Raw genomic sequence first — 23,224 nt, 5'->3', positions numbered from 1 at the left:
CAAGGCTAGGATAGAGGTGTAAATCCGCTCGCAACGAAACTGTTTAACGACACCTTGCAAAGGCACGAAGTTCTTGCGCTTCAAGCATTTATGGCAGGAGTGTTACGTACAAACCCGAAGGTTTGCAGCTACGTTAGCCGGCGACGAGAAGCCCGTGATGCTTCTTGCCCGCAGCGATCCGCACCGGTTCCGCCCCGACCTGGATGGTCAGCGCCTCGTCGGTGACCTTGTCGGCGCCGACCCGGGCGCCGCCGCCCTTGATCAGGCGCCGCGCCTCGCCTTTCGACGCGCACAGGCCCAGCGCCACCAGCGCGTCGACGATGCCGATCGTGCCGCCCTCGACCGCATAGGTGGGCAGGGAATCCCCGGCTGCGCCCTCCTCGAAGGTGCGGCGTGCCGTCTCCGCCGCTTCGGTGGCGGCAGCGGGACCGCGGCACATCGCTGTAGCGGCATCGGCGAGGATCTTCTTCGCCTCGTTGATCTCGGCGCCCTGAAGCGCCTCGAGCCGGGCGATCTCGTCGAGCGGCAGGTCGGTGAACAGGCGCAGGAAACGGCCGACATCGCGGTCGTCGGTGTTCCGCCAGAACTGCCAGTAATCATAATGCGCCAGCTGGTCCTCATGGAGCCAGACCGCGCCCGACATGGTCTTGCCCATCTTGCCGCCATCGGCCGTGGTGATCAGCGGCGTGGTGATGCCGTACACCTCGGTCGAATCGACCCGGCGCGACAGCTCGATGCCGTTGACGATATTGCCCCATTGGTCCGACCCGCCCATCTGCAGGCGGCAGCCGGCGCGGCGCGACAGCTCGAGAAAGTCATAAGCCTGGAGGATCATGTAGTTGAATTCGAGGAAGCTCAGCGACTGTTCGCGGTCGAGCCGGAGCTTGACCGAATCGAAGCTCAGCATGCGGTTGACCGAGAAATGCTGGCCGATGTCGCGCAGGAACGGGATGTACTCCAGCTTGTCCAGCCAGTCGGCATTGTCGACCATCACCGCATCGGTCGCGCCGTCTCCAAAGGTCAGGAAGCGTTCGAAGATGCGGCGGATCGACGCGACGTTGCTCGCGATGCCATCGACGCTCAGCAGTTTGCGCGCTTCATCCTTGAAGCTCGGGTCGCCGATCTTGCCGGTGCCGCCGCCCATGAGGACGATCGGCTTGTGGCCGCTCTGCTGGAGGCGGCGCAGCAGCATGATCTGGACCAGGCTGCCGACATGGAGCGAGGGCGCCGTGGGATCGAAACCGATATAGCCCGGCACGACCTGCTTGTTCGCAAGCGCATCGAGGCCGGCGGCATCGGTGAGCTGGTGGATGTAACCGCGCGTCGAGAGCAGGCGGAGCAGATCGGAAGAATAGTCGGTCATGATGCGGCGGCGCTTAGCATCGCTAGGCGCGCGTCGCTAGCGTGGCGGCAACTGCCCCAGCGGATCGACCGGGGTCCGGCCCTTGCGGATCTCGAAATGCAGCTCGGGCCGGTCGGCGAGACCGGTATCGCCTGACGTTGCGATGGTCTGGCCCTTCTTCACCGACTGGCCGCGCTGGACGAGCAACTGGCTGGCATGGCCATAGACGGTGGTCCAGCCATCGCCGTGCTTCAGGATCACCAGCCCGCCGAGATTGGCCACTTCATTGCCGGCATAGGCAACCACGCCGTCGGCCGCGGCCAGGATCGGCGTGCCCATTGGCGCGGCGATCTTGATGCCGTTGAAACGTTCCCCGCTGGCGCCCGGGCCGAACCGGGCGACGATATTGCCGCGCAGTGGCCAGGCGAATGCGCCACGCAGACGCGCAGGCTCTGCCAGGGCAGCGGAGGAGGGGAGAACACGGGCAGGCGAGCTGGTCGGCTTCGCCGGGCGCTGGTTGGTCGCCAGTGCCGGTTCGCCACCCGTCACGATGTCGTCGACGTCGAGGCGGAAGGCAGCCGCACGCTCGGCCACGGTCTGCGGGCCGCCGGGGATCAGCACCCGCATGCCGACGCGCAGCGTATAGGGTTCGCTCAGAGCGTTTACCGCGATGATCCGCGACCAGTCGACACCATAAGCGCGGGCGATGGCGATGCCGGTCTCGCCGGCACGCACCAGGTGATAGCGGCCCGCTGGAATAGTGAGCCGCTGGCCCACGCGGACCACGAAAGGCGGCGTCAGCCCGTTGGCGCGCGCGATCGCCTCCGATCCGGCACCCGTCCTGTCGGCAATGCCGCGCAGCGTGTCGCCGGTCTGAACGACATAGTTGCTTGCGCCGATCGTCTGCGCCGTGGCGCTGACCGGTCGCGCCTGCCACGCAGGCGGTGCCGTGGCGGGGCCGCGCACATCGTCGTCGATGCGCTGGCGTTCATAGGGATTCTGACGCTCGTAGGGCGTCTGGCGCTCATAGGGGATCGGCGGCGGCGCATAGCGCGGGCCGGCCGGTTCGGTCTGGGGGATGCAGCCCCCAATCAGCGCGAGCAGAATCACGGGCATGGCAGCGCGCGCGCAACGTTCGAATTGTCCCCCCATCATGCCCCCCTTACCTATAGGCGGCGTTAAGCATAGTCAGTGATTCCACATGTGTCAGGTCGAGATGCAGTGGGGTGACGGCGACATAGCCGTCGGCGACAGCTTCCAGGTCGGTCGAATGCGCCGGTGTCTCCACCGTCGGGCCCAGCGCGAACCAGTGATATTCGTAGCCGCGCGGGTCCCGGTTCGTGACGATCTGCAGCCGGCCGTAGTCGCGAAGTCCCTGATTGGCGACGCGGATGCCCTTTACCGCATCCGCCGGGCCGGCCGGGAAATTAACGTTTACCAAGGTGCGTGGCGCAAGCGGCGCATCGATCAACGGGCGCAGCACACGCTCGCCCCAGGCAGCAGCCGCTTCGAACGGGACGGTGTCTCCCATGCCCTCGCGCGAATAGACTTGGCTGAGGGCGATCGATCGCACGCCCGCCAGCGCCCCCTCCATCGCCGCCGAGACGGTGCCAGAATAGGTGACGTCCTCCGCCAGATTCGCGCCGCGATTGACGCCCGACAGGATCAGGTCGGGTGGCGAATCCTTCATGATCCGTGCCAGCGCCATCATCACCGCATCGGTCGGCGTCCCGGCGACCGCGAAACGCCGGTCAGAAAATCGCCGTACCCGGATTGGCCGGGTCAGGGTCAGCGAATGGCCTGCGCCCGACTGCTCCTCGGCCGGGGCGACGATCCAGATGTCGTCGGAAAAGGCCGATGCGATCTCCTCGAGCACCTTGAGACCCGGAGCGTGATAGCCGTCGTCATTGGTCAGGAGGATGCGCATCTAAGTTCCTTGCCGCCCTGCTCGGGCGGGATGGTGGTGGATGTCAGGCCGGCTCCAGCCGGTTCAGGCCGCGCAGATAGGGCTGCAGCGCATCGGGGATCGCAACCGACCCGTCCTCCTGCTGGTAATTCTCCAGCACGGCGACCAGCGTCCGGCCGACAGCCAGGCCGGATCCGTTGAGCGTGTGCACGAAGCGCGTGTTCTTTTCACCCTCGGGCCGATAGCGTGCGTTCATACGGCGCGCCTGGAAATCGGTGCAGGTCGAGCAGCTCGAAATCTCACGGTAGCGGCCCTGGCCGGGCAACCATACTTCGAGGTCATAGGTGCGCGCTGCCGTGAAACCCATGTCGCCGGTGCACAGCTTCATCCGGCGGAACGGCAGGCCCAGCGCGGTCAGGATGCCCTCGGCGCAGGACGTCATCCGCTCATGTTCGGCTTCCGACGCGTCGGGCGTGACGATCGAGACCATCTCGACCTTCTCGAACTGGTGCTGGCGGATGAAACCGCGTGTGTCCCGGCCTGCGGCGCCGGCCTCGGAACGGAAGCAGGCGGTGAGCGCCGCGAAGCGCAACGGCAGCTCGTCCTCGCTCAGGATCTTTTCACGGACGATGTTGGTCAGCGACACCTCGGCGGTCGGGATCAGCCACCGGCCGTCGGTGGTGCGGAACATGTCCTCGGCCGCTTTGGGTAACTGGCCGGTGCCGAACACGATCTCGTCCTTGACCAGCAGGGGCGGGATCACCTGTTCATAACCATGGTCGTTGCAGAGCTGGTCCAGCATGAACTGGCCGAGCGCACGATGAAGGCGCGCCGCTGCGCCACGCACCAGCGTGAAGCGGGCGCCGGCAAGCTCGACACCGGTCTCGAAATCCAGGCCGAGCGCCGGGCCGATCGAGTCGTGCTCCTTCGGTGCGAAGCTGAAAGTCCCGGGCGTGCCATGCTCGGCGACCAGGACGTTGTCGTCCTCGTCCGCACCGTCGGCCACATCGGCCAGGGGCAGGTTGGGTAGGATGGCGAGCTTGCCGTGCAATTCCTCGCCCAGTGCCTTTTCCTCGGCCTCGATGGCAGGCAGCCGCTCTTTGAGGGCGGCGACCTCGGCCATCAGCGTGGCGGCAGTGGTTTCGTCCTTCGATGCCTTGGCCGCCCCGATCGCCTTCGATGCCTCGTTACGCCTGGCCTGGCCGGCCTGCGCCTCGGTGATGAGCGCGCGGCGGCGTTCGTCCAGGGAGACAAGCGCGTCGGCCACCGGCGCGACCCCGCGCCGGGCAAGGGCGGCGTCGAAGGCGGCGGGATTTTCGCGGATCAGGCGGATATCATGCATGGCGGCAGGCTATGGCGGCGGCCCGGCGCCCGCGCAACCCGTAGCGGTGCCGGGGCGTTGTCCCAGCATCACAGCCGAAAGGACCATGTCATGCAGATCCCCCATAACGCCGCCGTGCTCGTCGCCGACGGGCGCAAGATGCTCTTCCTGCGCAACGAGGGGGACGAGACTTATCCTAACCTGGTGGTCGAGCATGCCGAGGAACAGGCGAACCCGAAGGACAGCGACCAGAAGACGGATGCTCCCGGCTTGTCCTATTCAAGTGTCGGCAGCGGCCGAAGCACCATGGACGAGGTCGATTTCCACCAGCAGGAGGAAGATCGCTTCGCCGCTGATGCAGCCGACCTGTTGAAGCGCGGTGCGCTGGCGAACGAATTCGAATCGCTGATCATCGTCGCCCCGCCGCGAACGCTCGGCGAGATGCGCAAGCACTATCATAGCGAGGTGAGCGCCCGGATCGTGGGCGAGTTGGACAAAGACCTGACGAAGCACCCGATCCCGCAGATCGAAGCGGCGATCAAGGCTGCCTGACCCAAAAAAGGCCTCGGCTGATGCCGAGGCCTTTTGGAGATCATGCCGGGGCGGTGGCGTCTTTCCTGGCGAAGCGTTTGCGTGCCACCAGCGCCGCTGCCGCTGCGCCGAACAGGAGAACCATCGGCGGGGCTGGAACCGGGGCAGGCGGACCACCGCTCGAACCGCTGCTGCCGTGATGGCCGCCATTCGAACTCCAGCCGCCGTTCGAGCTCCAGCCCTTGCTGCTCGAACCATGGCTCGACGATCCATAGCTGGACGAGGAGGTAGACGAGCTGGTGCTGGTGCTCGAACCATTGGACGAGCTGGACGTGCTGGTGCTCGATCCGTTGGACGAACTGGAGGTGCTGGACGAGGAGGACACGCCGCTGGACGTGCTGGTCGAGGAGGAAACACCGCTCGAGGTGCTCGACGAAACGCCGCTCGACGTAGAGGTCGAGGAGCCACCGGTGGATGACGTGCTGGTGCTCGACACGCCGCCGGTCGAAGTTGAGGTCGACGATCCGCCCGACCCGCCCGATGAAGTCGAAGTGGACGATCCACCCGATCCGCCCGACCCTCCCGATGAAGTGGATGTGGAGCCGCCGCTTGTGCTGGTCGATCCGCCACTCGACGTGGACGAGATGATGATGCCGCTGCTGCCGCTCGATCCGCCGCCGCCGCCGAAGAAGCCACCGGCGAAGAAACCGCCACCGCCGCCAAAGCCGCCGCCACCGCCGACGATCGCAGCACCGCCACCACCACCGCCGCCCGACACGACCGGCATCTCGGCGCTGGCATAGCTGGGGGGCAGGGGAATCGGCGCGCCCTGGCTCGTGACCGTGACGACCTGTGGCGCGCAGGTCGCCCTGGTCTGGGTCACGACTCGGCGCACGCGGGTCACCTTGCGGGCAGCCACCTTGGCGCGGACGACTCGCTTCGCCTGCTTCTGCTGATAGACCTGACGGGTCTGTGACTGCTCAGCGACATGTACTGCGCCGCCGCCGACCAGGGCACCACCGCAAGTGCAGGCACATAGTTTGGCCAAGGCCATCCGAACGGACATGTTTCGTCACTCTCTCGCTTATCGATACCAAGATGAACCAACGATCGGCTCCACCAGGCTCTGATGTGTCGCTATTCCGCAAAGTGCCGAACAAAGCATTAAGTTCAAGATCGTTAACCAAGCTTTGGCGGGCATTTGGTTGAATCGGCAGGTTCGCCACGCCACTGTTATGGTTAACGTGCCGCAATGGTACGGCTTCATGGTTAAGCCAGCCGCCCTGCCGGAGCAGTCGTTAACATTTTCGAATCGCTGCTGGGCGACACGGGGCAAATTCGCCTGGATGCGATGTCGCGGTGGCTAAGCGCGGTCGAGAAACACATGGCGATAGTTTTGCTATGCCTTGCTTGTGGTGCCCGAGCGGCGTGGCTATAGGCCGCGTCGGGATGGGACGACGGTGGAGGTGCCCCTTAAGGCATCGGTCGCCGACGGGAGAGTGGGATGGCGACGGTCTTGAATCGATTGGACGAATCCGAAAAGTTTCAACCGCCTGCGGGCGATGTTGGCGATGGCTATCGGCCCAGTGCCGATGAACCCTTCATGAATCCGCGGCAGCAGGCGTATTTCCGCGACAAGCTGCAGGCGTGGAAGGAAGCGATCCTGCGCGAAGCCGCGGGCACGCTGTCCCAGCTTCAGGTCGATTCGCTGCGTGAGGCCGACCTTACCGATCGAGCGTCGAGCGAGACCGACTGGTCGATCGAGCTGCGCACGCGCGATCGTCAGCGCAAGCTGATCTCCAAGATCGACGCTGCGCTCAGGCGAATCGAGGAGGGCGAATATGGCTATTGCGAGGTGACCGGCGAGCCGATTTCGCTCGCCCGCCTGGAAGCGCGCCCGATCGCGACGATGACGGTCGAGGCACAGGAACGCCACGAACGCCAGGAGAAGGTTTCGCGCGAAGATTGATTTCCGGACGCGTTCCTTAAGCGATTGGATACTGTTGGGCGGCTATCGTCTGTCGAACGGAGGTCGTTTCGAGCGTCACGATGGACCAATTTTCTCAAGATTCTTACAGCGCGGCTGCCGGCGAAGACGGCGCACACAACCGGAACGAGTCGCGTGACAGCCTGTTCCTGATGGCGGACATGCGCGTGCCCGGCACAGCCGATCTGCTCCAGGTGCGCGTGCGCAACCTGTCGGCCGGCGGCCTGATGGCCGAGTTTCCCAATGGTCTCGACCAGGGCACGCCGGTCGAATTCGATGTGCGGGGAATCGGCTGGGTACACGGCAAGGTGGCCTGGGCGGCCGCGGGGCGGATCGGCGTCGCCTTCGATCGCCAGATTGATCCGATGCTGGCGCGCAAGCCGGTCGGGACCGGCGGGACTGCCTCGGGCTATGTGAAGCCGGTGCTCCGCCGCCGCTGATGATGGGCGCGGAGCCGCGCTTCGGCCCCGCGCGGGTGCTCCCGCGCGAGGCGATCAGCGGCTCAAAGCGCTGACATTTCCTCTTTTACGCGAAGTTTCTTCTTCTTGAGTGCCGCCAGGGTGGCGGAGTCGGGCGATGGGCGCTGCGACTCGGCGCTGATTTTGCGATCAAGCACGGCATGCTTGGCTTCGAGGGCCGAAAAATGCGCGGTCTGCATGGAAGCGTTCCTCCTACATTGCTGGGCGGGGTATGAAGTAGAACACGGTCATCCTTAATTGTCTTCCCTATTTTCGGATATAATCGACATGCCGAGGCTATTTGCACGACGGCATGTTTTTCCGGGTCGCGGGCGTCGCGCAATTTGCTAAGGGCGGTCGTGTGAACGGGGAACCCATGGACGACACGCAGATCGGCAAGCGTCTGGAAATCCTGCGGATCGAGCATCGCGACCTCGATTCCGCGATCGCTGCGCTGTTCGACACCGGCTCGACCGACCAGCTCCAGCTCGCCCGCCTGAAGAAGCGCAAGCTGCGCCTTCGGGATGAGATCGCGATGCTCGAGGACCAGATGATCCCCGATATCATCGCCTGAGCCGCCGCGACTCGGGGCGCCGGTCCTTAATGGGACGGGATCGGACCGGGTTCTTTCAATTCCTGTGTCGCCGACACGAACATTATGGCACCTATCAGCCCATGACCGGGGGGAACATGAGCGAACCGCGCATCCATCGACGGCTGATCGACACGCTCTATATCGATGCGATGGTGCTGGCCGACGAGGCGCGCAGCTATTTCGATCAGGGCGGCAAGGCCGATCGCGACCAGCTCGACCCGATCGCACGGGTCTCCTTCTCCTGCGAATCGCTCAAGGTCACGACGCGGCTGATGCATGTCATCGCATGGCTGCTGACACAGCGCGCGGTCGATTCGGGTGAGATGGCGCCACGCGAGGCGCTCGACCCGTCGCGCCGGCTCGGCCCGGCACCGATCAGCGAGCAGGCGGCGGTCGAGGCGATGCCGCTCGCCGCGCAGGCGCTGATCGAGGCAAGCGCCGAACTCTATCGCCGCGTCGCCCGGCTCGACCAGGCCCAGGCGGCCAACGACACCGCCGAGAGCCCGGCCCGCTCGATGCTCGAACGCCTGGCGGCCGCTTTCTGATCTGATCGCCGCCGCTCGGCCGGACAGCGACGTCGATATTGCCAACAATTTTCGCGCCCCTGGTGAGGGTCGCCGCCCAGCATGTCGTCATGGATGTGGGGGGCGCCGGCCGGCGCCAGGACTGAGGTTTCGCGAGCATCCGTGGGGAGGGCGGTCGCGTCTGCCTCGCTCCTGGCGTCGGTCGCTCGCCACCCCGATCGTGTTTGGGGGTGTTCGTGTATCTCGATCTCTATCCACCGCGTATCGAATGCACGGTCAGGCCTGTGCGTCGATCGGCCCCAGCCTGGACCGTGTTGGTCCCGTTCTTCAACGAACGGGATTTCCTGCCGGCCACCATTGCCAGCCTTGCCGACCAGACTCGCCCGTTCCGCCTGGTCCTGATCGACAATGGCTCGACTGATGGCGGCGCCGCGATCGCGCGCGCCGAGTGCGACCGGCTCGGGCTGAATTATCTGCTGCTGACCGAGCGCACGCCGGGCAAGGTCGCGGCACTTCGCACCGGGCTGGAGCGGGTGCATACGCGCTTCGTCGCCACCTGCGACGCCGACACGCTCTACCCATCGCACTATCTTGCCGAGGCCGAACGCGTGCTGGGCAAGCAGGGGTGCGTGGTCGCCGGGGCCTTTTTTGTCGCGAAGGAGTCCGACTCGGACGCCATTGCGGCCAAGGGGCGGCAGATCAACGGCGCCGCGCGGCTGCTGCCACGCCAATCCCATACCGGCGGCGCCGGGCAGACCTTCGTCACGGTGGTATTGCGCGCGGCCGGCGGGTTCGATCCCGCCCGCTGGAACTTCGTGCTCGAGGATCACGAGATCATCCACCGCGTGATGAAATTCGGCACCATGCGATATTCACCTGATCTATGGTGTGCCCCGTCGCCGCGCGAACGGGACCGGGCGTCGATCCGCTGGACCCTGGCTGAGCGGCTAACCTATTCGGCGGCCGCGCCATGGGCCGGCGACTGGTTCTTCTATCGTTTCCTGGGGCGCCGGCTGAAGAACCGCCGGTTGCTCAGCCACCATATTCGAGAGCGGCAATATCAGAATGTCGAAGGGGCGCTTTTTGCGACGACTCATCCTGTGTTCTGACGATTTCGCCTTCTCGCGCGACATCAGCATGACAATTGCCGGACTGGCCCAGGAGGGCAAGCTCAACGCCATCGGTTGCATGGCGGTGATGCCCGGCTGGCCGAACGACGTCGGTTTTCTGCGCGGCCTGCCTGACCACGTCCAGATCGGCCTGCACCTGACGCTCACCGACGAGCGTCCACTCACGACGATGGCCCACCTGGCGCGCGATGACCGGATGCCGGCAATCAACGATCTCGCACGCCGCGCCCGGTTCGGAACATTGCCGCTGGACGAGATTGCGAGGGAGGTAAGCTGGCAGTTCAGCGCCTTCATCGACCGGCTGGGGCGCCCGCCCGCCTTTGTCGACGGCCATCAGCATGCCCATGCCTTGCGGGGCATTCGCGACATCGTGCTGAAAACGACCGCCCGGCGCGCGCCGGGGGCCTGGATCCGCTGCTGCGCCGATACGATTCCCGCGATGATGACCCGGCCGTTTCGCGCAAAGGCGCTGGGCAGCGCGATCCATTCGCTCGGGCTGAGGCGGGATGCCGCGCGCTACGGGCTGCGCTGCAATGACAGCTTCGCCGGACATTATGATTTTTCAGGCGATTACGAGACGCTGTTTCCACGATTCCTGCGCGCCGCCGGGCCGGTTCACCTTGTTATGTGTCACCCCGGAGCGGGTTCGCGCGCCGGTGACGGCATCGCAACGGCACGGATCCGTGAGGCTATGGCCTTGCGCAGTTGGTCGATCGCAGACATGGCAACGGCCCGGGGGCTGGCGTTTCCGGCCTGATCAAAGGGTCGAATAGACTGTGGCTGGCGGTGGGCTAAGGGCCATCTTTCTCGAACAGCGCCCGATGCTGCTGCGCCTGCTGGTCGCGCGGCTCGGCGGTGCCGACGATGCCGAAGACGCGCTGCAGGACATGTGGCTTCGCATCGACCAGATTGCCGACCGTCCCATCGCCGAGCCCAAGGCATTCCTCTATCGTATCGCCGCGAACCTCGCGACGGATCGCCGTATCGCGCATGGGCGTCGCGGCGCGCGCGACGCCGCCTGGCTCGACGGCCAGCCAGACGCCGAGGAACTGCCCGATACCGAGCGCGCATTGATCGCCAGCGAACAGCTGAAGACGGTCGCCGAGGTGATCGCGGCGATGCCGGAAAGGATGCGTATCGCGCTCAACATGTTCCGCATCGAAGGTCAGTCGCAACGGGCCATCGCCCAGGAACTGGGGATCAGCGTCAGCGGCGTGGAGAAGCTGCTGCAGCGCGCCTATCGCGAGCTTCACGATCGTCTCGAACCATCTGCTGTGGATATCGCGCCGCCATATCGTCTAGTTGGGGAAAGGGGCGAAAACCGTGCAGGGTAACGACTCCGCCGTCATCGACCAGGCAATCGAATGGCACCTCCGCCAGGCGGAGATGCGTGACGATGACTGGGAAGCGTTCCTGGCCTGGCTCGAAGCGAGCCCGGCCAATGCCAGCGCCTATGATCGTGTCGCGGCGCAGGATCGTCTGATCGATCGCGACCATTTTCCGGCCAAGGCGGCGAACGACCAGTCGCCGGTGCGGCGCTGGCCATGGGTGGTCGGTGGTCTCGCGGCGGCAGCGGCCGCCGTCGCCATGGTCCTGCCACTGGCCATGCCGGCCCGGCCATCCGTGTACGACATCGCGACGAAGGCGGGCGAGCGGCGCACGCTGCAACTGGCTGACGGGTCCCGCATCGAAATGAGCGGCGACACGCATCTGCGGTTCGACCGCGCCCGGCCCCGCCTGGTCGATCTGCGGCAGGGCGAGGCGACGCTTCACGTCAGGCATGATTCGGCCAATCCCTTCATCGTGACGTCGGGCAGCCTTACGGTGCGCGACCTCGGAACAGTCTTCAACCTTGCACGCGATGGCGACCGGTTGTCGGTCGAGGTGTCGAGCGGATCGGTGCTGTTTCAGCCGGATCGCGAATCCGTCGCGCTGGCGCCTGGCGACGCGCTGACGGCGCGCGAAGGCAGCGGCACGATCACCAGGGGCAGGATATCGCCCGAGGCGGTCGGTGGCTGGCGAACCGGCCGGCTGAGCTTCGACGGCGAACCGCTGGAAAGCGTGTTCTCCGCGATCCACAGGCTCTACGGGACCCAGGTCGTGCTTGAGGGCGGCTTGTCGCAACGGCCCTTTACCGGCATGGTTCGGCTGACAGGCGCCGCCGATCGGGACATCCCGCATCTGGCCGAGCTGATCGGGGCAAATTGGCGACGTGACGGAGAGCGTTGGATATTGGCGGGCGACGAGGCGCATCCCCGTTAAGCTCAGTCCATTGCTGTTGCTCGTGGCCGCCGGCCTGCCGGCGCCGGTGGCAGCGCGCGACATCGCCATTTCAGTGCCGGCGACCACGCTCGACAAGGCGCTGACCACGCTGGCCCATGAGACGAATGCGGAGATCATCAGCACCGAGGCCGGGCTGGGCCTGATCCGGACGCTCCCGCTGAGAGGGAGCATGTCGGTTCGCGAGGCGCTCGCGCGGCTGCTGGCGCCTACCGGCTATCGGGCGCTGCCGATCGAGGGCGGTGGCTATCGTGTCGTGCGCGCGGTTGCGGCGGTGGCCGTGACCGTCCCGGTGCGTCGCCGGGCCACGCCGCGCATTGCGGCGATCGATCCCGCCGATATCGTGGTCACCGCCAGCAAGCAGCGGGTGCCGCTGCTGCGCTATCCCGGCAGCCTGACGTCGATCGTCGCAGCGCCGCCGCTTTCGGCGGGCGGGGCGGGCGACATGACCGACGTTGCCGCCGGAACGCCGGTCCTGCAGAGCACGCAGCTTGGTGCAGGCCGCAACAAGGTCTTCATTCGCGGGATCGCCGACAGCAGCTTCAACGGCGCCAGCCAGTCCACCGCCAGCATCTATCTCGACGACGTCCAGCTCAATTATTCGGGGCCGGACCCCGGCCTGCGCCTCTACGATATGCGCAACATCGATGTGATGGAGGGCCCACAGGGCACGCTCTACGGCGCCGGTGCGATCGGCGGCGTGATCCGGCTCACGTCGAACCCGGTCGATCTGGCCGGCTACCACGCCTCGATGGCGGACGGAGTCACGGCGACTCGAAGCGGGGCGCCGGGGTTCGATATCGCGGCGATGGTCAACGCGCCGCTCAAGACCGACACGATCGGCATACGGGTGGTCGGCTATCGGGTCCGCGACGGCGGCTATATCGATGACAGGGGTCGCGGCCTGTCCAATGTCAATCGCACCGACACGGTGGGCGGGCGGCTCGCGCTCCGCATCGATCCGGGCGATGGCTGGCGGATCGAGATGAGCGGCGCCGGCCAGCAGATCGACGCGCGGGACGGCCAATATGCCGAACTGAGCCAGGGCCAGTTCGCCCGATCGTCGCTGATCGCTCAGCCCTTTCACAACCGTCTCGGCTTCGGCAGGCTGGTGGTCACCAGGGATTGGTCGAACGGCCTCAAACTCGTGTCGGCCTCAGGTGTCGCTGCGCTCGACACCGTCGAGATATTCGACGCGAGCGCCATCGCGCCGCCTTCCCAGGTTCCGCTGATCTACGACAGCCGCAACTCGAAGCTGCTGCTGACGCAAGAAACGCGATTGTCACGATCGCTCGACGGTGGCGGCTCATGGGTGGCGGGCTTTGCCCTGCTGAGCAACCGTGACGTGCTGTCGCGTCTTCTCGGTTCGCCGGGCAGCGAGGCAAGCATCATCGGCGTGACCAACGTCACCCGGGCCGCGTCCGTCTTCGCCGAGGCAACTATGGCGCTCCGCCCGAGCCTGTCCGTCACTCTGGGCGCGCGCGCGACCGTCGCACGCATCGATGGCGAGCCATCGAGCAAGCCGCGATCGGATGCCTTTGTGAAGGGGCGTTCGACTCGACGGATCGACCCGACTGTGGCCATATCATGGGTAATCGCGCCACAGACCGCCGCGTTCGCCCGCTTTCAGTCGGGTTATCGCACCGGCGGTGTTGCGGTCGCCCGGGGCATCGGGCGTGTCGCCGATTATAAGGCGGATTCGATCACCGTCGGCGAAATCGGAATCCGCAGGCTGCATGAGGGCCCCACGGGCCTGACGTTTTCCGGCAGCTTCTCGGTCGCCCATTGGACCGGAGCACAGGCGGATCTGATCAATCGCCGCGGACAGCCATACACCGTCAATCTCGGCGACTCGCGGATCAACAGCCTGGAGGGGAGTGTCGGCTGGACGCCGTTACCCGGGCTCAATGCCACCGGCTCCTTCCTCTATTCCCGCTACAGCGCCACGGGCGCGATCGCCGACCTTGCAACTCGTCCTCCGCGCCGGCTTCCGGAAACGCCGTCCTTCTCGGCACGAGGGGGCCTGTCTTATCAATGGACCGCCGATACCGTCACGTTCCGCACTCAGGGGGCGCTTGGCTATGTCGGCAGATCGATGCTCGGCACGGGCGATGCGCTCGATGCCAATCAGGCCGACTATGCGGTGCTCGACCTCTCAGGCGTGGTGAAATGGCGCAATGTCGAGGTTTCGCTGGCCGTGGCCAACGCGACGGGCGCGACCGCGAACCGTTTCGCGTTCGGCAATCCCTTCAGCCTCGCGGCGCGCGACCAGACCACGCCACTGCGACCGCTCAATACCAGGCTTGGGATGGCCGTTACCTGGTAAGGCTCAGCCGATGCGAAGCCGGTCCCGCGCCGCGCGATATTCCCGCTCCAGCCGGTCGATCCGCACCGCGACGGGCTCGACCCGGTCGACCACGCCGATGCCCTGGCCCGATCCCCAGATGTCCTTCCATGCCTTGGCCTTGCTGCCATTGCCGCCGCCAAAGTTCATCGTGCTCAGATCCCCCTCCGGCAGATTGTCCGGGTCCATGCCGGCCGCGACGATCGACGTGCGCAGATAATTGCCGTGAACGCCGGTGAAGAGGTTCGAATAGACGATGTCGGCCGCCTTGCCTTCGACGATGCCCTGTTTGTAGCGGTCTTCCGCATTTGCCTCGTCGGTCGCGATGAAAGGCGATCCGATATAGGCCAGGTCGGCGCCCATCGCCTGCGCCGCCAGCACCGCATCACCCGTCGCGATCGACCCCGACAGCGCCAATGGCCCGGAGAACCATTGCCTGATTTCCTGGATGATCGCGAAGGGAGACAGGCGCCCGGCATGCCCGCCGGCACCGGCCGCGACGGCGATCAGGCCGTCAGCGCCTTTTTCGATCGCCTTGCGTGCAAACCGGTCGTCGATGACGTCATGCAGCGTGATCCCGCCCCAGCCATGTACCGCGTGGTTGAGGTCCTCGCGCGCGCCGAGCGAGGTGATCACGATCGGCACCTGCCACTTCGCACAGGTCGCAAGGTCGGCCTCCAGCCGCTCATTGGAACGGTGGACGATCTGGTTGACCGCAAACGGAGCCGCCGGCCGGTCCGGATTGTCGCGATTATGCTGCGCCAGCTCCTCGGTGATTCGATGGAGCCATTCATCGAGCAGCCCTTGCGGGCGCGCGTTGAGCGCCGGAAAGGATCCGACGATCCCCGCCTTGCACTGCGCGATCACCAGATCGGGACCGGAGATGATGAACAGCGGGGACCCGATCACGGGCAGCCGCAGGCGATCGAACAAGGGTGGCAAGCTCATCTGCGTTTCATAGCGCAACTGATTTCACTGTCCAGCGAGCCGCGATTTGCCTTAACCGGCTAATGCCTTATTAGGCCAATACACCGGGATACACTATATCTGCCTTCGGAGTCCCTCTTCCATGAAATTCGCTATCGCGTCGCTGCTTCTCGGCGTTTCGACGCCCGCCCTCGCAGTCGGCCAGCTGCCCGCCACTGTCGCCCCCATCGCCTATGACATCACCGTCAAGCCGGACGCGAAGGCGATGACCTTCAGCGGCACCGAGACGGTGACGGTCCAGGTCAAGCAGGCGACGAGTACCATCGTCCTGAACGCAGCCGAGCTGAAGCTCGGCAAAGTGACCTTCGACGGCAAGGACGTGCCCTTCGCCATCGACGACACCAAACAACAACTCACCGTGACCCTGCCGGCGCCCGCTACGGTCGGCACGCACCGGATGAGCTTCGCCTGGGACGGCAAGATCAACACGACGTCGGCCGGCTTCTTCGCGATCGATTACAATAACCCCGACGGTTCGGCGGCGCGCATGCTCGCAACCCAGTTCGAGGCACCCGATGCGCGTCGTTTCGCGCCGATGTGGGACGAGCCCTCGTTCAAGGCGAAATTCACCCTGAGCGCCATCGCGCCGGGCAACCAGACGGCCTTTTCCAACATGCCGGCCGCCAAGGTGACCAACCTTACCGACGGCACGAAGAAATACACGTTCCAGCAGTCGCCGACCATGTCGAGCTATCTGCTGTTCCTCGGCATGGGGGATGTCGAGCGCAAGACGGTAATGTCGGGCAAGACCGAGATCGGCATCATCACGCGCCGCGGCGTGGTCGATCAGGGCGATTATGCGCTGGCCGAGGCGAAGCGCCTGCTGACTTATTACAACGATTATTTCGGCCAGCCCTATCCGCTGCCCAAGATGGACATGATCGCAGGCCCCGGCTCGAGCCAGTTCTTCGGCGCGATGGAGAATTGGGGCGCCATCTTCTATTTCGAGCCCGAGCTGCTGTTCGACCCGAAGCGCGCGACCCAGAGCGGGCGTGAGCGCATCTTCACCGTCGTCGCACACGAGATGGCGCATCAATGGTTCGGCGATCTCGTCACGATGTCCTGGTGGGATGATCTCTGGCTCAACGAAGGTTTCGCTTCGTGGATGGAGAACAAGACGAGCCGTGACCTGAACCCGACCTGGGATGCGCAGGCCTCTGCGGTCGCCTTTGATCGTGAAGCCGCGCTAGGCCTTGATGCCACCTCGGCAACGCACCCCGTCATCCGCCATGTCGAGACGGTCGACGAATTGGGCGAAGCGTTCGACACCATCACCTATCAAAAGGGCCAGGCCGTCATTGGCATGATGGAATCGACCCTTGGTGGCGACGTGTTCCGCAAGGGCATCCGCAGCTACATGGCGAAATACAAATATGGGAACACCGTGACCGACCAGCTCTGGACCGAGCTCGGCACGGCCGCGGGCAAGCCGGTGCTGGACATCGCACATGATTTCACGCTTCAGGGCGGCGTCCCGCTGGTGAAACTGACGGGTGCGACCTGTTCGGGCGGCACGACCCAGGCGACCATGACCCAGGGCCGCTTCGGCTATGACGAGGTGTCGAAAAAGCCCCAGAACTGGCATGTGCCGCTGACGCTCGGGCCGATCGGCGGCCCGGTTACCAGCGCCATCGTCCATGGCGCCGCGCCGGCCACGGTGGCGGTGAAAGGCTGCGGAACGCTCGTACTCAACCGCGACAAGGGCAGCTATGTCCGCGTCCAGTATGACGATGCGAGTCACGCCGCGATCGTCAGGGATTTCAGCAAGATGGCGCTGACCGATCAGGTCGGCACGCTTGGCGACGATTACGCTCTGGCGCTGAGCGGCGACCAGTCGCTGGATCGCTATCTCGCGGTGCAGGCGGCCGTGCCGATCGATGCCAGCCCGCTCGACTGGTCGGTGGTCGCGGGCAATCTCGGTGCGCTCACCAATCTGTTCCAGGGCACCCCGCTCGAAACGCCGCTGCGCGCGCGCACCATCGCCGTGCTGTCGCCGGTGATGAAGCGTGTCGGCTTCGATGCGCAGGAGGGCGAATCGCCGCTGATCACCAATCTGCGCGAAACGCTGGTCGGCCGGCTCGGCTATAGCGGCGATCCCGATGTCGCGGCCAAGGCGCGCGCCTATGTCTCGGCGCTCTCGACCGATCCCAACGCGATCCCGCCGTCGATCCGCACGCCGATCCTGGGCGTCTATGCGGCGAATGCGACGCCGGCCGAATGGGAGGCGCTGCTCGCCATCGCCAAGGCCGAGAAGAACCCGGTGGCCAAGAACACCTATGTCCGGCTGCTCGGCAATGCGCGCGACGATGCCCTGGCGCAGCGCGCTCTCGGCCTGCTCAAGACCGATGAGTTCACCGCGCCGCAAAAGGCCGGGCTGATCCGTGCGGTAGCGACCCGGCATCCGGAAATGGCGTTCGACTTCGCGGTCGCCAATATGGAACTGGTCAATGGCCTGCTCGAGACGAGCACCCGTGCCGGCTTCATTGTCGGCCTGGGCACCGCCTCGAACGATCCGTCGATGCCGGGCAAGATCACTGCCTTTGCCGAGAAGAACCTACCAGAGGCAGCGCGCGGTGGCGCCGCCAAGGCGCTCTCGGCGATCTCTGTGCGCAAGCAAGGGGCCGACCGGGTCCGTGCCGATGTGGCGAAATGGGTGGGTTCGGGCAACTGACCCCATCTGGAATGGCTTGAATTGGGGCGCTGATCGTCTCTTCGGGTATAGAGACGTCAAGGAGTAACAGCATGACCCCAGCAGCCCGCGTCCAGGCGGCGATCGATCTTCTCGATTCGATCGTCGCCGCGGCCCGCGATTCCGGGGCGGCGGCGGATACGCTGATCGCCCGCTATTTTGCCGAGCGCCGTTACGCCGGCAGCAAGGACCGGCGTGCCGTGCGCGAGCTGGTCTATGCGGCGATCCGCCGGCTGGGCGAACGGCCCGTTAGCGGGCGGGCGGCGATGCTCGCACTCGCCACGACCGATCCGGAGATTGCGGCCCTGTTCGACGGCGTCGGCCATGGCCCGGCCCCGATCGGGCCGGACGAGCAGCCGGCAACACCCGGCACGGCGCCCGAGTGGATCCTCGCCAGGCTGCGCGAGTCTGGCCTCGACGGCGAGGAGCTTCCCGCGCTGATCGACCGGGCGCCGCTCGACGTGCGGATCAACTGGCTCAGGGATGCGCCCGCGCCGATCGAGGGGGCTGAACCGATCCCGGGCCTGCCCGATGCCCTGCGCCTGCCGTCGGGCACCAATATCGAGACGTTGGATGCCTATCAGGACGGTGCGATCGAGGTGCAGGACGCCGGTAGCCAGATCGTCACGCTTGCCTCGAAGGCAGTGCCGGGCATGCGCATCGTCGATCTGTGCGCCGGCGCGGGCGGCAAGACGCTCGCCCTTGCGGCGCTGATGGGCAATGAAGGCGCATTGCTCGCCACCGATACGGACCGTGCCAGGCTCTCGCGCCTGGCACCGCGGGCCGCGCGGGCGGGCGCCACCATCGTCGAAACCCGATTGCTCAACCCCGGTCATGAAGCCGAGATGCTATCCGATTGGGCCGACACCGCCGATTGCGTGCTGATCGACGCGCCCTGTTCGGGGACCGGCACCTGGCGGCGCAATCCCGAGGCGCGCTGGCGGCTGACGCCGGAACGGATCGAGCGGCTCACCCGCACCCAGCGCCATGTGCTGGAAACGGGCGCTGCGCTGGTGAAGCCGGGCGGTAGTCTGGTCTATATCGTCTGCTCGTTGCTCGACGAGGAAGGGGCAGGGCAGGTCGCCGCGTTCCTGGCCGAACATCCGGGCTGGACCGCCGATACGCTCGCTTTGCCGGTCGGCCGGGCTCATGGTGCAGGCGTTCGGCTCACCCCGGCGCACGACGCGACCGACGGATTTTTTGTCGCACGACTGCAACGTGCGTGCTAGCCACATAGCATCGTGCCGAGACTGGAGTTGATCATGCGTTATTCGTCCGTCGCCGCCGCTGCTGCGCTGACGCTTCTTGCAATCTCCACCTCCCTGCACGGCCAGCGTCCCGACGACCAGATCGATCCGCGCTCCATGGCGCTGCTCGCCAAGGGCAAGGCGGCCCAGGTCGCCGGCAATCTCGATGGGGCAACCGATGCGCTCGAATCCGCGCTGGTGGTCGATCCACGCAACCGCGCCGCCTTCATCACGCTCGGTCAGGTCGCCGAAGCGCGCGGCCTGCCCGGCAAGGCGATCCGGCTCTATCGCGAGGCGTTGCTGCTCGAACCCAATGACGTCTCGGCCCTGAAGGGCCAGGGCGAGGCCCTCGTCGCCAAGGGCGCCGTCGCCCGCGCCAAGGACAATCTCGTTAAGATCCGCACGATCTGCGGGAAGGCCGGCTGTGCCGACGCAACCGTACTCGCCGCCACCATCGCCAAGGGCCCGCCGATCGCAACCGCCTCGGTCGAAGTGCCGGCGGCGGAGCCCGCCGGCAAGGAATAGGCATCGACACTGAAATCCCTTTCCCAGCGGGAGAGGGAGGGGCCCGCTCCGCGCAGCCGAGTGGGAGGGTGAGGGCGACGTTACTCGCCCCGCCGCTTTCTGCCTCGAGAGAGGGTTAGCTCAGCGCCCTCGCCAGCTCGACGAACTCGGCGACACTGACCGTCTCGGCCCTTCGCGTCGGCTCGATCCCCACCGTCTCCAGCGCATCGATGGCGCCATGGACCGATTTCAGGCTCTGCCGCAGCATCTTGCGCCGCTGACCAAAGGCAGCCCCCGTCAGCCGTTCCAGCACGCCGAAATCCACGCCCGGTGGCGCCTCGTCGGGCGTGATATGCACGACCGCCGACATCACCTTGGGTGCCGGCGTAAAGGCCGAGCGATGCACCGGCATCGCCAGCTTCGCGCTGCTCCGCCACTGGGCAAGCACGGCAAGGCGGCCATAATGGTCGTCATCGGTCTTCGCGACGATCCGCTCGGCGACTTCCTTCTGGAACATCAGGGTCAGGCTTCGCCACCAGGGCATCCAGTCGGCCGATAGCCAGCGCACCAGCAATGCCGTGCCGATATTATAGGGCAGGTTGGAGGCGATGTGCGGCTTGCCCTCGAACAAGGGCGTGGCGTCGATCTCCAGCGCGTCCCCTTCGATCACGCGCAACTGGCCGGGGTAGAACTCCCCAAGCTCGGCCAGCGCCGGAATGCAGCGCCGGTCGCGCTCGATCGCCGTCACCTTCGCACCTGCCGCCAGCAGCGCCCGGGTCAGGCCGCCGGGCCCGGGGCCGATCTCCAGCACCTCCGCATTGGCGAGGTCTCCTGGGATTCGCGCGATCCGCGCAAGCAACTGGGCATCGAGCAGGAAATTCTGCCCAAGCGCCTTGCTGGCGTTCAGCCCGTGGCGCGCGATGACGTCACGTAACGGGGGAAGGGGAGGAGTCACGCCCCCATGGCGGCGCGGCGCTCCGCTGCGCTTGCCGCAAGCTGGATCGCGGCGATGGTCGCGCCCGGCTCCGCCCGGTCCTGCCCGGCGATGCCGAAGGCAGTGCCATGGTCGGGCGCGGTCCGTACGATCGGCAGGCCGAGAGTGATGTTCACGCCCTCGTCGAAATGCAGCGTCTTCAGCGGCACCAGCGCCTGGTCGTGATAGCAGCACAGCGCCGCATCATAGGTGGCGCGCGCCCTGCCGTGGAACATGGTGTCGGCAGCGAAGGGGCCGGTCGCGTCGATGCCTTCCTCGCGCAGGATTTCGATTGCGGGAATGATGAAGTCGATCTCCTCCCGGCCGATCGCGCCGCCTTCGCCGGCATGCGGGTTGAACCCGGCAAAGGCCAGGCGCGGGATCAATATGCCGAAATTGCGGATCAGCCCGCGTGCGGTCGCCCGCGCCTTGGCGACGATCAGATCCACCGACAGCAATTCGGACACCTTGGCCAGCGGCACATGGGTGGTGATCGGCACGACACGCAGGGACGGGCCGGCCAGCATCATCACGGCATTCTCGCCGGCAATGCCGCAGCGCTCGGCCACGAATTCAGTCTGGCCCGGGTGGGTGAAACCGATTTGGTAGAGCTGCGATTTGGAAACCGGCCCCGTCACCAGCGCCCGCGCCGTGCCTGACCGGGCAAGCCCGGCGGCGATCTCTAGCGCGTGCAGCGCACAGCGCGCGCCGTCCACATCGGGCGAGCCCGGCGTGATCTCGCCCCCATCCTCGACATTGAGCACCGGGAGCGCCCCGGCGAACACCTCGTTCGCCTCGGCCGGATCGAAGATCCGCTGCACCGGGCCCGGCCACACCGCGCCGATCGCGCGGGCATCGCCGACGGCGAAGAAGGGGGCGAGGCCCTCCTTCTCGCGCGCGGCCCACGCCTTTGCGATCACTTCGGGGCCGACCCCGGCGGGATCGCCCATGGAGACCGCGAGCGGCGCGATCATTGCCACCGTCCCTTAGCGATATTCGATCACCGCATCGCGGCGAAGATCGCGCAGCACGCCCTGGGCGCGCAGGTTGACGCGGGCCTGTTCCATCTGGCCCTGCACCTGCTCGGCCTGAGGCGCGGAGGCAACCTGCGGGTCGTCGCGGCCGCACAGGACGAGCGTACGGACGCCATCCTGCGGCGTACCGAACCACGGAGTCGCTTCGCCGACCTGCATTTTCAGCACCATTTCCTGGAGCCGTGCCGGCAGGTCGCGGGCCTTTACCGAAGCATTGTCGACCACTTCAGCGTTCAACTCTCCGGCGACTTTCGCCACGTTGCCGCACCCCTGCATGGCACGGGTCGCCTTTTCCAACTCGGAAACGCGAGTCCCGGCGGCCGCCTGAGTCGTGCCGGGCGGGAAGTGCACGGTGAGCTGTTTCAGCGTGAGCTGCGCGTCGCGCGGATCAGCGGTGAGCACCTGGCGCTTGTCGACGAGATACAGGATCGAGAAGCCGCCCGGCACCTCGATCGGTCCCGCGACCTCGCCCATGTTCATCTTCTGGGCAGCCTCGGACAGGCTCGCGGGCAGATAGGTGAGCTGGCCAGTGCCCAGCCAGCCGAGGTCGCCCTGCGTGCTGCGGGTCGATGCTTCCGAGAATTGAGTATAATATTCAAAGGGTTTTCCACCCTTTTCGATATCCTGAATCATCTGGCGCATATTGTCGAAGACCTGCTGGGACCGCTCCGGACCAGCCGCCAGATAAATCTCCTTCAGATGATATTCGTTGGTGCCCTTCGCCGCATTGATGCGGTCGATCGTGGCCTTGACCTCGTCTTCGCCGACATTGACGAACGGCTCCACCTTGCGGCGCAGGTAGCGGTTCCAGGCAAGGTCGGCCTCGATCTGGCGGCGCAGCGAGCGATCGGACGATCCGATGCTGCGCAAATAGGTGCGCATGTCGGCCACCGACTTGCCGAACTGCTGCGACACGCGCGCAAAGCTCTGGTCGATCTCGTCCTTGGTGACCTGGATATCGCTGGTCTTGGCCTGCTGGATTTGCAGCGTCTCGTCGATCAGGCTGCGCAGCACCTGGAGCTTGAGGCGCTCCTGGTCCTCCGGACTCAGCTTCAGCTGGTTCGCCGCAACGATCAGGCTGACGCGCTGGTCGACATCGGTGCCGGTGATCACGGCTTCGTTGACGATCGCGGTCGCCTTGCGGACGTTCGGATCGAGCTTGCCGAAGATCTGCATGTTCTCGGGGATGTTGAGCCCCACCGTCGGCGTGCTGTTGTCGTTCACCGTCTGGGCCGGCAGGCCGCTGGTCGCGACGACGATCGCCAGCAGCCCCGTGCTCGCCATGCCGATCCTGCGCCCGAGACTGGCCGCCTTATGCTTCGAAATCATCACGTTTTTCAAAATCCCATCCCGCGCCATCGCGACCTGGCTA

Annotated in this window: 23 protein-coding genes; 14 read left to right on the top strand and 9 right to left on the bottom strand. The window is 65.9% G+C overall.

What is annotated here, in order from left to right; translation table 11 throughout:
- Positions 1 to 133: 133 nt before the first annotated feature.
- From tyrS to serS, 4 genes are read right to left on the bottom strand one after another with little or no spacing between them, the layout of a single operon-like run.
- Positions 134 to 1,363, bottom strand: a complete 1,230-nt coding sequence (gene tyrS, locus AC1DT7_RS04695) for a tyrosine--tRNA ligase (protein ID WP_478034579.1) — start codon at positions 1,361 to 1,363, stop codon at positions 134 to 136.
- A gap of 36 nt (positions 1,364 to 1,399) precedes the next feature.
- Entirely contained in the window at positions 1,400 to 2,458 is a 1,059-nt protein-coding gene (locus tag AC1DT7_RS04690) for a peptidoglycan DD-metalloendopeptidase family protein (RefSeq protein WP_478034578.1), read from the bottom strand.
- A gap of 46 nt (positions 2,459 to 2,504) precedes the next feature.
- On the bottom strand, positions 2,505 to 3,269 hold the full coding sequence (surE, locus tag AC1DT7_RS04685) for a 5'/3'-nucleotidase SurE (protein WP_478034576.1): 765 nt from the start codon (positions 3,267 to 3,269) through the stop codon (positions 2,505 to 2,507).
- A 43-nt stretch (positions 3,270 to 3,312) separates the two neighbouring features.
- Complete coding sequence (gene serS / locus AC1DT7_RS04680; RefSeq protein ID WP_478034575.1) at positions 3,313 to 4,590, bottom strand: serine--tRNA ligase; 1,278 nt, start codon at positions 4,588 to 4,590, stop codon at positions 3,313 to 3,315.
- A gap of 90 nt (positions 4,591 to 4,680) precedes the next feature.
- Between serS and AC1DT7_RS04675 the strand changes: the two genes are divergently transcribed.
- From AC1DT7_RS04675 to AC1DT7_RS04660, 4 genes are all read left to right on the top strand, one after another.
- Positions 4,681 to 5,121 (top strand): host attachment family protein, encoded by a 441-nt coding sequence (locus AC1DT7_RS04675; RefSeq protein ID WP_478034574.1) that lies wholly within the window; start codon positions 4,681 to 4,683, stop codon positions 5,119 to 5,121.
- 278 nt (positions 5,122 to 5,399) lie between these two features.
- The gene (locus AC1DT7_RS04670; protein WP_478034573.1) at positions 5,400 to 5,903 is read left to right on the top strand and encodes a hypothetical protein; all 504 of its coding nucleotides are present in this window, start codon (positions 5,400 to 5,402) and stop codon (positions 5,901 to 5,903) included.
- A gap of 701 nt (positions 5,904 to 6,604) precedes the next feature.
- Entirely contained in the window at positions 6,605 to 7,069 is a 465-nt protein-coding gene (gene dksA, locus AC1DT7_RS04665; protein WP_478034572.1) for an RNA polymerase-binding protein DksA, read from the top strand.
- An 80-nt stretch (positions 7,070 to 7,149) separates the two neighbouring features.
- Complete coding sequence (locus AC1DT7_RS04660; protein WP_478034571.1) at positions 7,150 to 7,527, top strand: PilZ domain-containing protein; 378 nt, start codon at positions 7,150 to 7,152, stop codon at positions 7,525 to 7,527.
- 62 nt (positions 7,528 to 7,589) lie between these two features.
- Here AC1DT7_RS04660 and AC1DT7_RS04655 read toward each other — a convergent pair whose 3' ends face one another.
- Positions 7,590 to 7,745, bottom strand: coding sequence for a YdcH family protein (locus tag AC1DT7_RS04655; RefSeq protein WP_478034570.1), 156 nt, complete (start codon positions 7,743 to 7,745; stop codon positions 7,590 to 7,592).
- Positions 7,746 to 7,921: 176 nt separating this feature from the next.
- Here AC1DT7_RS04655 and AC1DT7_RS04650 point away from each other — a divergent pair, with 176 nt between their 5' ends.
- From AC1DT7_RS04650 to AC1DT7_RS04620, 7 genes are all read left to right on the top strand, one after another.
- Positions 7,922 to 8,119 (top strand): YdcH family protein, encoded by a 198-nt coding sequence (locus AC1DT7_RS04650; protein WP_478034652.1) that lies wholly within the window; start codon positions 7,922 to 7,924, stop codon positions 8,117 to 8,119.
- A 116-nt stretch (positions 8,120 to 8,235) separates the two neighbouring features.
- The gene (locus AC1DT7_RS04645; protein WP_478034569.1) at positions 8,236 to 8,685 is read left to right on the top strand and encodes a DUF1465 family protein; all 450 of its coding nucleotides are present in this window, start codon (positions 8,236 to 8,238) and stop codon (positions 8,683 to 8,685) included.
- A 290-nt stretch (positions 8,686 to 8,975) separates the two neighbouring features.
- Positions 8,976 to 9,773: a glycosyltransferase family 2 protein gene (locus tag AC1DT7_RS04640; RefSeq protein ID WP_478034567.1), complete on the top strand. Its 798-nt coding sequence runs from the start codon at positions 8,976 to 8,978 to the stop codon at positions 9,771 to 9,773.
- On the top strand, positions 9,748 to 10,551 hold the full coding sequence (locus AC1DT7_RS04635) for a ChbG/HpnK family deacetylase (protein ID WP_478034566.1): 804 nt from the start codon (positions 9,748 to 9,750) through the stop codon (positions 10,549 to 10,551). The genes AC1DT7_RS04640 and AC1DT7_RS04635 overlap by 26 nt, the downstream gene beginning before the upstream one ends.
- Before the next feature lie 64 nt (positions 10,552 to 10,615).
- Entirely contained in the window at positions 10,616 to 11,128 is a 513-nt protein-coding gene (locus tag AC1DT7_RS04630; protein ID WP_478034565.1) for an RNA polymerase sigma factor, read from the top strand.
- Positions 11,118 to 12,056: a FecR family protein gene (locus AC1DT7_RS04625; protein WP_478034564.1), complete on the top strand. Its 939-nt coding sequence runs from the start codon at positions 11,118 to 11,120 to the stop codon at positions 12,054 to 12,056. The genes AC1DT7_RS04630 and AC1DT7_RS04625 overlap by 11 nt, the downstream gene beginning before the upstream one ends.
- Positions 12,057 to 12,066: 10 nt before the next feature.
- Entirely contained in the window at positions 12,067 to 14,400 is a 2,334-nt protein-coding gene (locus AC1DT7_RS04620) for a TonB-dependent receptor (protein WP_478034562.1), read from the top strand.
- Positions 14,401 to 14,403: 3 nt separating this feature from the next.
- Here the strand turns inward: AC1DT7_RS04620 and AC1DT7_RS04615 are convergent, their stop codons facing one another.
- Positions 14,404 to 15,366, bottom strand: coding sequence for an NAD(P)H-dependent flavin oxidoreductase (locus AC1DT7_RS04615; RefSeq protein WP_478034561.1), 963 nt, complete (start codon positions 15,364 to 15,366; stop codon positions 14,404 to 14,406).
- Positions 15,367 to 15,487: 121 nt separating this feature from the next.
- Between AC1DT7_RS04615 and AC1DT7_RS04610 the strand changes: the two genes are divergently transcribed.
- The 3 genes from AC1DT7_RS04610 to AC1DT7_RS04600 all read left to right on the top strand — a co-directional run bounded on the left by AC1DT7_RS04610 (position 15,488) and on the right by AC1DT7_RS04600 (position 19,866).
- On the top strand, positions 15,488 to 18,076 hold the full coding sequence (locus AC1DT7_RS04610) for a M1 family metallopeptidase (RefSeq protein WP_478034559.1): 2,589 nt from the start codon (positions 15,488 to 15,490) through the stop codon (positions 18,074 to 18,076).
- Between the two features lie 71 nt (positions 18,077 to 18,147).
- The gene (locus AC1DT7_RS04605) at positions 18,148 to 19,323 is read left to right on the top strand and encodes an RsmB/NOP family class I SAM-dependent RNA methyltransferase (protein WP_478034558.1); all 1,176 of its coding nucleotides are present in this window, start codon (positions 18,148 to 18,150) and stop codon (positions 19,321 to 19,323) included.
- Positions 19,324 to 19,356: 33 nt separating this feature from the next.
- The gene (locus AC1DT7_RS04600; protein ID WP_478034557.1) at positions 19,357 to 19,866 is read left to right on the top strand and encodes a tetratricopeptide repeat protein; all 510 of its coding nucleotides are present in this window, start codon (positions 19,357 to 19,359) and stop codon (positions 19,864 to 19,866) included.
- Positions 19,867 to 19,981: 115 nt separating this feature from the next.
- Here AC1DT7_RS04600 and rsmA read toward each other — a convergent pair whose 3' ends face one another.
- Genes rsmA through AC1DT7_RS04585 form a run of 3 tightly spaced genes read right to left on the bottom strand, consistent with a single transcriptional unit; the run spans position 19,982 to position 23,181 of the window.
- Complete coding sequence (gene rsmA, locus AC1DT7_RS04595; RefSeq protein WP_478034556.1) at positions 19,982 to 20,800, bottom strand: 16S rRNA (adenine(1518)-N(6)/adenine(1519)-N(6))-dimethyltransferase RsmA; 819 nt, start codon at positions 20,798 to 20,800, stop codon at positions 19,982 to 19,984.
- Complete coding sequence (pdxA, locus tag AC1DT7_RS04590; RefSeq protein WP_478034555.1) at positions 20,797 to 21,792, bottom strand: 4-hydroxythreonine-4-phosphate dehydrogenase PdxA; 996 nt, start codon at positions 21,790 to 21,792, stop codon at positions 20,797 to 20,799. Before pdxA ends, rsmA begins: the two co-directional genes overlap by 4 nt.
- A gap of 12 nt (positions 21,793 to 21,804) precedes the next feature.
- Positions 21,805 to 23,181 (bottom strand): peptidylprolyl isomerase, encoded by a 1,377-nt coding sequence (locus AC1DT7_RS04585; RefSeq protein WP_478034554.1) that lies wholly within the window; start codon positions 23,179 to 23,181, stop codon positions 21,805 to 21,807.
- Between the last annotated feature and the right edge of the window lie 43 nt (positions 23,182 to 23,224).

The organism is Sphingomonas sp. P3_C6, assembly GCF_056402595.1.
The sequence above is the reverse complement of the archived record's forward strand: the minus strand, read 5'-3'. Positions and strand labels throughout refer to the sequence as shown.